This window comes from Embleya sp. NPDC059213 (genome assembly GCF_042754445.1).
GTDB lineage: Bacteria > Actinomycetota > Actinomycetes > Streptomycetales > Streptomycetaceae > Embleya.
Window position 1 is genome coordinate 1 of record NZ_JBHZAV010000273.1, and the last position, 9,713, is coordinate 9,713.

6 protein-coding genes are annotated in these 9,713 nt (G+C 72.0%); 3 read left to right on the plus strand and 3 right to left on the minus strand.

Annotated features, from left to right (window positions below; genetic code table 11):
- Positions 1 to 398, plus strand: a 398-nt coding sequence (locus ACFXMF_RS44645) for an ROK family protein (RefSeq protein WP_380021197.1), incomplete at its 5' end; no start/stop codon positions are given.
- A gap of 28 nt (positions 399 to 426) precedes the next feature.
- On the opposite strand, the gene dnaE is transcribed toward ACFXMF_RS44645, so the two are convergent.
- Positions 427 to 4,023: a DNA polymerase III subunit alpha gene (dnaE, locus tag ACFXMF_RS44650; protein WP_379991654.1), complete on the minus strand. Its 3,597-nt coding sequence runs from the start codon at positions 4,021 to 4,023 to the stop codon at positions 427 to 429.
- A gap of 147 nt (positions 4,024 to 4,170) precedes the next feature.
- Here dnaE and ACFXMF_RS44655 point away from each other — a divergent pair, with 147 nt between their 5' ends.
- Complete coding sequence (locus ACFXMF_RS44655) at positions 4,171 to 5,148, plus strand: LysR family transcriptional regulator (protein WP_379991655.1); 978 nt, start codon at positions 4,171 to 4,173, stop codon at positions 5,146 to 5,148.
- Positions 5,149 to 5,364: 216 nt separating this feature from the next.
- A complete protein-coding gene (locus tag ACFXMF_RS44660) occupies positions 5,365 to 5,952 on the plus strand; it encodes a response regulator transcription factor (RefSeq protein ID WP_360309125.1) in 588 nt (195 codons plus the stop codon).
- 64 nt (positions 5,953 to 6,016) lie between these two features.
- On the opposite strand, the gene ACFXMF_RS44665 is transcribed toward ACFXMF_RS44660, so the two are convergent.
- Both ACFXMF_RS44665 and ACFXMF_RS44670 read right to left on the minus strand, forming a co-directional pair.
- Positions 6,017 to 7,750, minus strand: a complete 1,734-nt coding sequence (locus ACFXMF_RS44665) for an ATP-binding cassette domain-containing protein (protein WP_379991656.1) — start codon at positions 7,748 to 7,750, stop codon at positions 6,017 to 6,019.
- Positions 7,747 to 9,555 carry an ABC transporter ATP-binding protein gene (locus ACFXMF_RS44670; RefSeq protein ID WP_380017804.1) on the minus strand — a complete coding sequence of 603 codons (1,809 nt, stop codon included), beginning with the start codon at positions 9,553 to 9,555 and terminating at the stop codon, positions 7,747 to 7,749. The genes ACFXMF_RS44665 and ACFXMF_RS44670 overlap by 4 nt, the downstream gene beginning before the upstream one ends.
- Positions 9,556 to 9,713: the final 158 nt, after the last annotated feature.

Below are 9,713 nucleotides of genomic sequence, written 5' to 3' on the forward strand. Positions count from 1 at the left end.
CGCACGCGAGCGGCGCGGCGCTGCAGCGCACGCTGCGCGCGCAGGGCATCGAGGTCTCCTCGTCGCGCCAACTGGTCGAACTGGTCAACGACGGCGTGCCCGAGGTGACCACGCTGGTCCGCAACGCGGGCCGGCTGGCCGGGCAGGTGCTCACCCCGCTGGTGAACTTCTTCAACCCCGACGTGCTCGTCCTGGGCGGCGGCCTCTCCGCCGCCGAGCCCTTCGTCGCCGCGGTACGCGGCGCGATCTACGAACGCTGCCTGCCGCTGGCCACCCGCGACCTGGAGATCGCCACCGCCGTGACCGGCCGGGACGCGTGCATGCTGGGTGCGGGCGCGCTGGTCCTGGACGAGGTGCTGGCCGGGGACTGGGTGGACGACGCCCTGTCCGCCCGCTGATCCGCGCCGGGTCCGAAGGAGGCGACCCCTACGCGCTGCCCACCCAGGACTCCGCCCCGAAGGTCACCTTGATCTCGGAGGCCAGGGTGCTCGCGTCGACCTTCGCGGCCAGCGCGTAGACGGTGGTCTTGTGCACGCCGCGCACGGTGAGGTGGACCGGGGAGTCGCCCGGGTGGGCGGCGAGGATTCGTTTGAGTTCGGCCACCGACTGCTCGGTGACCCGGTGGGCGGGCAGGGCCAGGCGCACCGGCGGTCGGCCGCCGTGTTCGGCGGAGGACACGTCCAGCACGGTCACCTCCCGACCGAAGACGTTCGGGGTTCCGTCCCGCTCCTCGATCCGGCCGGTGACCGAGACCACGTGGTCCTCGACCAGGGCGGGTCGGACGAGCCGGTAGACGGCGGGGAAGAACAGGACCTCGATGCCGGCGTCCCGGTCCTGGAGGTCGACGATGGCCCACACGTTGCCCTGTTTGGTCGTCTTGAGCTGCACCCCCGTGATCAGTCCGGACAGTCGCACCTCCCCGGAGCCGCGTTCGGAGCCGAGCAGCGCGGCGATCGAGCAGTCCCGCGCGGCGGCGAGGATGTGCTCGGCCCCGTCCAGCGGATGGGCCGAGACGTAGAGCCCGAGCATCTCGCGTTCGGTGGCCAGGAGTTGCCGGCGCGGCCACTCGGCGTCGTCGATCGGGAAGTCCAGGCCGAATGCGGGTTCGTCGCCCTCGCCCGCGCCCGCGTCGGCGAACAGATCGTCCTGGCCGAAGCTCGCCGCCTTCTTCACCGGGACGAACGCGTCGATGGCCTCCTCGTGCACGGCGGCCAGGCCCTTGCGCGAATGCCCCAGCGAGTCGAACGTGCCGGCCTTGATCAGCGATTCCACGGCCCGTTTGTTCAGGGCGGGCAGGTCCGCCTTGCTCAGGAAGTCGGCGAAGGAGGTGAACCCGCCCCTCCTGCGCCGGGCGTCGACGATCGCCTCGATGACGTTGTCGCCGACGTTGCGCACCGACCGCAGCCCGAACCGCACATCGTCCCCGACGGCGGTGAACTCCGCGACGGACTCGTTGACATCGGGGGGCAGGACCCGTACGTCGTTCTTGCGGGCGTCGGCGAGGTAGACCGCCGCCTTGTCCTTGTCGTCGCCGACGGAGGTGAGCAGTGCGGCCATGTACTCGGCCGGGTGGTTGGCCTTGAGATAGGCGGTCCAATACGAGACCAGGCCGTAGCCGGCGGTGTGCGACTTGTTGAACGCGTAGCCGGAGAACGGGAGCATGACGTCCCACAGGGCCTTGATCGCCTCCTCGCCGAAGCCGTTCCCGCGCATGCCGTCGTGGAACTTGTCCCATTCCGCGGCGAGTACCTCCGGCTTCTTCTTGCCCATCGCGCGGCGCAACAGGTCGGCGCCGCCCAGCGTGTAGCCGGCCAACTCCCGGGCGATGGCCATGATCTGCTCCTGGTAGACGAGCAGATGGAAGGTGTTCCCGAGGATCGGCTCCAGCGCGTCGCGCAGTTCGGGATGGATCGGGGTGATCTCCTGGCGACCGGTCTTGCGATGCGCGTAGTTGGTGTGTGCGTTCGCCGCCATCGGGCCGGGACGGTACAGGGCGTTGACCGCGGCGATGTCCTCGAACCGGGTGGGCTCCATCTGCCGCAGCAGCACCCGCATGCCGCCGCCGTCCAGTTGGAAGACGCCGAACGTGTTGCCCTCGGCCAGCAGTCGATACGTCCGAGCGTCGTCCAGGGGGATCACCACGGTCGAGGCGTTGCCGTCCAGCGGATCGACGGTGGCCAGGTCGATGCCCCGGTTCTCCCGGATGTTCCGGATCGCCTGGTCGATGACGCCCAGGTTGCGCAGACCCAGGAAGTCCATCTTGATCAGGCCCATCGCCTCGCACGAGGGGTAGTCGAACCCGGTGATCCGCACGCCGTCCGAGGCGCGCATGTGCAGCGGGATGCGGTCGGTGAGCCTGGTCTTGGACAGGATCACCGCTGCGGCGTGCACCCCGGTGCCGCGGATCAGGCCCTCGACGCCGCGGGCGGTGTCCAGCACCCGCCGCACGTCCGGCTCCTCGTCGTACATGCGGCGCAGCTCGCCGGCCTCGGCCCAGCGCTCGTGGGCGGCGTCGAAGACGGCGGCCAGCGGGGCCGGTTTGCCGTTGTGGTCCGGCGGCAGGGCCTTGGTGATGCGCTCGCCGTGGGAGTACGGGTAGCCCAGGATGCGCGCCGAGTCCTTGATCGCGTTCTTGGCCTTGATCCGGCCGAACGTGTTCACCATGGCGGTGTACTCGTCGCCGTACTTCTCGGTCACGTAGCGCACCATGCGGTCGCGTTGGCGGTCGTCGAAGTCGAGGTCGACGTCGGGCGGGTTGACGCGCTCCGGGTTGAGGAACCGCTCGAACAGCAACCCGTGTTCCAGCGGGCACAGTTCGGTGATCCGCGTCGCGTAGGCCACGATGGAGCCGGTGGCCGAGCCGCGCCCGGGACCCAGCGGGATCCGGTTCTCCCGGGCGTGCCGGCAGATGTCGGCGACGACGAGGAAGTACGAGCTGAAGCCCATCGGACCGATCACCGACATCTCGGTCTCGAAGCGGTCCAGCACCCGCGCCGGGATCGGATCCCCGTAGCGCATCACCAGCCCCCGGCGAACCTCCCGACGCAGCCAGGACTCCTGGCTCTCGCCTGCGGGCACATCCGGGAAGTGCGGCATCTCGTCGACGTAGTCGAAGACGTCGTGGTATGACTCGACGCGTTCGGCGATCAACAGGGTGTTGTCGCAGGCTTCGGGCAACTCCGCGAACAGGGCGCGCATTTCGGCGGGGGACTTGAGGTAGTAGCCGGAGCCGTCGAAGCGGAACCGCTTGGGGTCGTTCTTGTCCTTGCCGACCCCGATGCACAGCAGGCTGTCGTGCGCGTCGGCCTGGTCCTCGGTGACGTAGTGCGCGTCGTTGGTGGCCAGCAGCGGGAGGTTCAACTCCTTGGCCAGACGCAGCAGTCCCTCGCGCACGTCGCGTTCGATGGCCAGGCCGTGGTCCATCAACTCCAGGAAGTAGTTCTCCGGGCCGAAGATCTCCCGGTACGCCGCGGCGGCGGCCTTCGCCTCGTCGTACTGGTGCAGCCGCAGTCGGGTCTGTACCTCGCCGGACGGGCAGCCGGTGGTGGCGATGATGCCCTCGGATCGCCGCGCGATCGACTCCCGGTCCATCCGGGGCTTGCCGGCCGGGAATTGGCCCTCGTAGCCGGCCTGGGTGCTCAGCCGGAACAGGTTGCGCAGTCCCCGGACGTCGCGCGCCCACATGGTCATGTGCGTGAAGCGACCACCGCCGGAGACGTCCTTGGAGCCCTCGCCGTCGTTGCCGACGGCGCGTCGGCCACCGGGTCCCCAGAACTCCTGCTTGCGGGAGAACCGGGACGAGGGCGCCACGTACGCCTCGATGCCGATGATCGGCCGGACGCCGGCGAAGCCCCGCGCGACCCGGGCGAACTCGTAGGCGCCGAACATGTTGCCGTGGTCGCTCATGGCGATCGCGGGCATGCCCAGCCGGGCGACCTCGGCGAACATCGGTCCCAGCTTCTGGGCGCCGTCGAGCATCGAGTATTCGGTGTGATTGTGCAGGTGGACGAAGGAATCCGGCACGAGTGAGTCATCTCCGAGGCGGGGAGGAGGCGCGCTTGATCAACCAAGCGTTGACCGGAGACATCAAATCGAGCATGACGTAATGGGATCAAACAACTATCTCGCCCACAATCCACAACGATCGGTTGTGCTTCTAGGATGACGGGCGTGGATATCGCCGCCGTACGCACCTTCGTCGCCGCCGTGGACGCGGGACGGTTCCAGTCGGCCGCGGCCCGACTGTCGATCTCCCAGCAGGCCGTCTCCAAGCGCATCGCCGCGCTGGAGCGGGACCTCGGTGTGCAGTTGTTCGTCCGGACCGCGCGCGGCGCGCAATTGACCATCGACGGGCAGGTGTTCCTGCCGCATGCCCGGACGCTGCTGCATGCCGAGGAGCAGGCCGCCGCGTCGGTGCGGCCGGGCCGGCGCGCGCTGCGGGTCGACGTGGTCGGGCGCCGGCTCGCCCCGGCCGGCCTGGTGCGCGACTTCCACCTCGCGCATCCGGAGATCGGGCTGGACGTGGTGACCCTGCCCGGCGCCGACGCGGCCGTGGACGCGGTACGGTCGGGCCTCATCGACGCGAGCATCCGGGCCGTCACCATGCCCGGTCGGCGGTTGCCCGACGGCGTCGAGGCGACCCCGGTCCTGGACGAGCCGCTGCGGCTGTTCGTCGGCCCCACCCACGAGTTCGCCACCGCCGCGACGGTGGCCACGGCCCGACTCGCCGGGCGCCGGATCTGGATGCCGGGCAACATCCGCGGCACCGAATGGACGGCCTACTACGACGAGTTCGCCGCCGCGTTCGGATTCACCGTGGACACGATCGGCCCCGACTTCGGCATCGAGGTGCTCCTGGACACGATCGCCGAATCATCGACGCTGGCGACCTTCCTCACCGACCGCACGCCGCTCGTCTGGCCCGTCGGTCACGACCTGCGGCTCATCCCGCTGTGCGACCCGACCCCCGTCTACCCGCACTCGCTGCTGTGGCGCGCCGACAATCCGCACCCCGGGCTCACCGCCCTGCGCGAACACCTGGTCGCGTCGGCCCCCGAGCACCCCTACGGCCGAACGTGGGCGCCCGGCTGGGCCCGAACCCGCCGCGCCGCCTCGACCCGCCCCCCGGACGCTGATTCCGGCCGGTAGCCACACCCCGTCGGCGGGGTCGGTCGAGGTGCTGCCACGGCGCGATCGAGAGCGGCCCCGAGCGGTCGTGGTTCGACAGGAATCACGGGCGACGGATCCAAACGTCGCACAAACGCATCATTCGATTACAGGTTGTGGTGCAAGTCGTGGGGCGGGGTAGCTATCGAGGTGCTCGACGGGCAACTTCGGGACGTCGGCGTCTATCGGGAGCGAACAATGATCCGCGTTCTCTTGGTGCACGACACGGAACTGATGAGATCGGCGCTGACCGCGCTGCTCGATCGCGAGGAAGACATCGAGGTGGAGGCCGACAGTTGGGACGGCGCACCGAATCGGGCCCGGTGCCAACGTCCGCACGTCTGCGTGGTGGACGTGGACTGTCCCGGATCCGTGCAACTGCCGCGTCGCCCGGTCGATCCGGACTGCGCCCTGCTCGTCCTGGCCACCACGTCCCGGCCGGGCAGCCTGTGTCGGGCAGCCGAGGCCAAGGCCCTGGGCTTCGTGGACAAATGCGCGCGACCTCCGCAGTTACCGAGAGCGATCCGGTTGGTGGCCGCCGGTCGGCGCTATGTGGACGGGTCGCTGGCGCTCGACCTGCTGCGCGCCGCGAGCGCCCCGTTGACCCCGCGCGAGATACGGGTGCTGACGCTCGCCGCCGAGGGGGCGTCGGCTCCGGAGATAGCCCGCGACCTGCGGCTCAGCATCGGCACGGTACGCAACTACATGTCCGCGATCACCCGCAAGACCGGCGCCCGCAACCGGATCGACGCGATCCGGATCTCGCAGGACGCCGGCTGGGTGTAGCACCGGCCCGGTCGGATCCGGGCGACGCGCCGGAGCCCGGATCCCGACCCCCTCCCGATCCTCCTCAGATGCGTTCCGCGTGCCAGTCCCCCACCAGGTCCCGGTACAACGACGAGCGATCCAGGAGTTCCCGATGCGTTCCGCACACCGCGTGTACACCGTCCAGGACCAGCACCCGGTCCGCCCGTCGGGCCGAACTGATCCGATGGGCGACCACGATCAACGTCCCCGGCCGGTCCGCGAAGGCCCGTTCGGCGCGTCGTTCGGCGGCCGGATCCAGATGGCAGGTGGCCTCGTCCAACAGGACCAGCGGCGCCGGTGACAGGTGGGCCCGACCCAACGCGATCAACTGGCGCTCGCCCTGCGACAACGACGCCGGATCCACCGGCGCGTCGAGGCCGCCCAGTCGATCGATCAGCGGCCCCAGGCCCACCGCGTCCGTCGCCGCGGCCAGCGCCGCCGCGGACGCGCCGTCCGGGCACAGGTAGAGCAGGTTCTCCCGCACACTCGCGCCGAACACGTACGCCTGTTGCGGGATGAGCACCCGCTGCCGGGAGGGCTCGCCGCCGACCGGGCGGACCGGCCGGCCGTCCACGAGCACCTCGCCCCGGTCCGGCACGAGCACCCCCGCGACCAGGGCGGCCAGCGTCGACTTGCCGATGCCACTGGGGCCGACCACCACGAGGTGCTCGCCGGGTTCGACGGTCAGGTCCAGGTCGCGCACCACCGGCGCCGCGTTCGGGCCGTAGGCGAACGTCACCCGGCGCAGCCGCACCCGCGGCGGCCCACCGGTCGCACCGGCCGCGTCGGCCGGGCCGAGCACGCCGGCACGCCGCCGCGCCGACGTCGGCCCCGAGGTGAGCCGATCCAGGACCACGAGCAGTCGGGTGCCCGCCGCGCCCAGCGCCTGCATCAACGTGTGCAGCGCCGGCAACAGTGCCTGGGTGAGGTAGGTCAGCGCGCCCAGCAACGCCCCCGCGGTCAGGCCCCGATCGAGCAACCACGGAGCGCTCACCAGCAGCAACAGGACCGGCAACTGCCCGGCCACCCCGAGCGCGATCGCCCGCGCGCCGGCCCACCGGGCCAACGACCGTGCCGCGCGCGCCTCGGCGTCGATCAACGCGTGCGTACGAGCCGCGACCGACTCGCCCGCGCCGCCCGCCAGCACGTCACGCAGGCCCGTCGCGACCATTCCGAGTTGCCCGGACAACGCCTCGTCGGCGTCCAGGAAGGCCCGCTGTCGGGCGGCCATCGGCAGCAACGTGGCCAGGAAGAGCGCCAGCCCGAGCACCAGCGGCGGCACCACCACGACCAGCAACTCCGGTGCCAGCGCGGCCAGTCCGAACAGCGCGCCGAGAGCGGTGAAGACGAACGAGCGGGCCACCAGGACCAGTCCGGCGAAGCTGTCCCGGGCGATCTCGCTCTGGTTGGTCAAACGCGAGACCACCGCGCTGTCCGCCGCGCGGGCCGGCGCGTCGATCGCCTCGGTGAGCGCGCGCGTCGCCACCCGCCGGACCAGCCCGTCGCGCAGCGGCTCGACCAGATCGGCCAGGCCGCGAAAGATCCCGCCGGTGGCCCACCCGCCGAAGACGATCGCCACCGCGGCAACGGCCAGCCAGGCCACCCCGATTCCGGCGCGCCCGGCCAGAAAGCCGTGATCGAGGGCCATCGCCACGCCGTAGCCGCCGAGGAAGGTCTGCGCCGACTCCAGCAGCGACCATCCCGCGAGCCGGACCAGGACCCGCCTGCGCCGGGCCAGGAAACGCCGGGCGAGCACCGGCACACGGGACTCGCTCACCGATCCTCCCCGGCGGCGCCCGGGCCGGCCCCGGCCGCCGACCCCTCGGCCGCGCCCGGATCGCCGAGATCCGCGAACACCGCCCGGTAGTCCGGCACGTCCCACAACTCCCGGTGTGTGCCGAGCGCCCGCACCCGGCCGGCCTCCAGCCACACGACCCGGTCGGCCCGCGCCGCCGAGGAGGCCCGATGGGCGATCAACAACCGGGTGCCCGCGCGCACGTCGCGCACCAGCGCCCGGCCGACCCGCAGTTCGGTCACGCTGTCCAGGCTGGAGGTGGCGTCGTCCAGGATGAGCAGTCGCCCGGCGTGCGCGAACGCCCGCGCCAGCCCGAGGCGTTGCAGTTCGCCCCCGGACAGCGGGGCACCGCTCAGCGGCGCCGCGTAGCCCTTCGGTAGCAGCCGGATGAAGCCGTCGGCGCCGGCCGCTTCGGCGGCGACCTCGACCTCGCCGGGGGAGGAGGCATACGGCCCGAAGCCGATCGCCTCGGCGATCGTGTCGCCGAACAGCGCCGGTCGCTCGAAGGCGTACCCGACCTCGCGCCGCCACCGCGTCGGATCGACCTCGGTCGCCGGCACCCCGTCCAACCACACCGTGCCCGCGTCCACGTCGGTCAGCCGTCCGGCGACCGCGGCCAGCGTGGACTTGCCCGCGCCCGAGTGCCCGACCACGGCCACGGTGCTGCCGCCCGGCACGATCAGGTGCACGTCGCGCAGCACCGCCGTGCCGTCCCGCACGACGGTGACCCCGCGCAATTCGAGCCGGCCCGGGCCGTGCGCCGGCAGCGGGTCGGTGCCCGAACGCATCGGGGGCACGGCCAACAACTCGGCGGTGCGGCGGGCGGCGGCGCGGCTGCGCACGAGGGCGTTGAGTTGCCCGACGCCGGCGCCCAGGCCGGCGGCCAACAGGGCGTAGCGCGAGGCGGCGAGCAGTTCGCCGACGGTCAGGTCGCCGTGGGTCAGCCGGATTCCACCGACGGCCAGCACGGCCGTGGTCAGCAGCGGCACCAGGATTCCGGCGCCCGCCATGGCCCGTCCGTAGACGTGCCACATCCGCCTGCCCTGGTTGCCCAGCTCGGGCAACGGCGCGAGGATCCGGTCGAGTTCGCGGGCCGAGCTGCCGGCGGCGGCGATCGTGCGGGAGCCGCCCAGGGCCTCGACGAGCCGGCCGGCGATGTCCGCCTGGACACGCTGGTAGCGGGCCACACTGTCCGAGGAGTCGCGCACGAAGGCGCGCAGCAGCCAGGCCAGCAGCGGCACACCCGCCAGGAACACCGCGAACAGCGGGAGGTCGATGACCGCGAGGGCGATCAGGCCGCCGAGCGGAACGAACAACGCGGCCAGGCCGGTTGCCACCGTGGCGGGAGCGGTGCTCGCCTCGGCGGCGTTGCCGGTGAGTCGGGTGACCAAGTCGCCGGGGGTGCCGCGCTCGGCGGCGCGGTGCGGGGCGAGCGACAACACGTGGTCGATGCCGAGGCGGCGCAGCCAGGCGGCGGTCCGGGCGGTGGTGATCCCGCTCAGGAGCGCCTCCGCCGCGTCGAAGACGACTTCGGCGACGATCAGGATCGCGCACAAGGCGACCGCGCGGCGTGCTCCGGCGGCGTTGTCGAGCAACAGGTCGAGCACGTGGCCCAAGACGGCGGGCAGCGCGATCGCGACCGCGGCGGCGCCGACACTGCAGGCGAACAGGGCGGAGGTGCGGCCCGCGCTGTGCCGGAGGGCGCCGACCAGGAGCCGGCCGGGGCCGTCGGTGCCGTCGGCGGGCGCCGGTTCGGTGCGGGCGGCGGTCCGGCGGATGGCGGCCATGTGCTGCGATTCCTCGCCTCCGGGTGCGGGGTGGGTCCTGGGACGCGCGCTGAGGGCGTACTTTCGAGAGCAGCGGTCCCGGGCGGAATGCCGCCGCCCGGGACCGCGGGGCGCGTTTAACCGCCGTGGGGGGAACCCCCGGGGCGGGGTGTGATAAA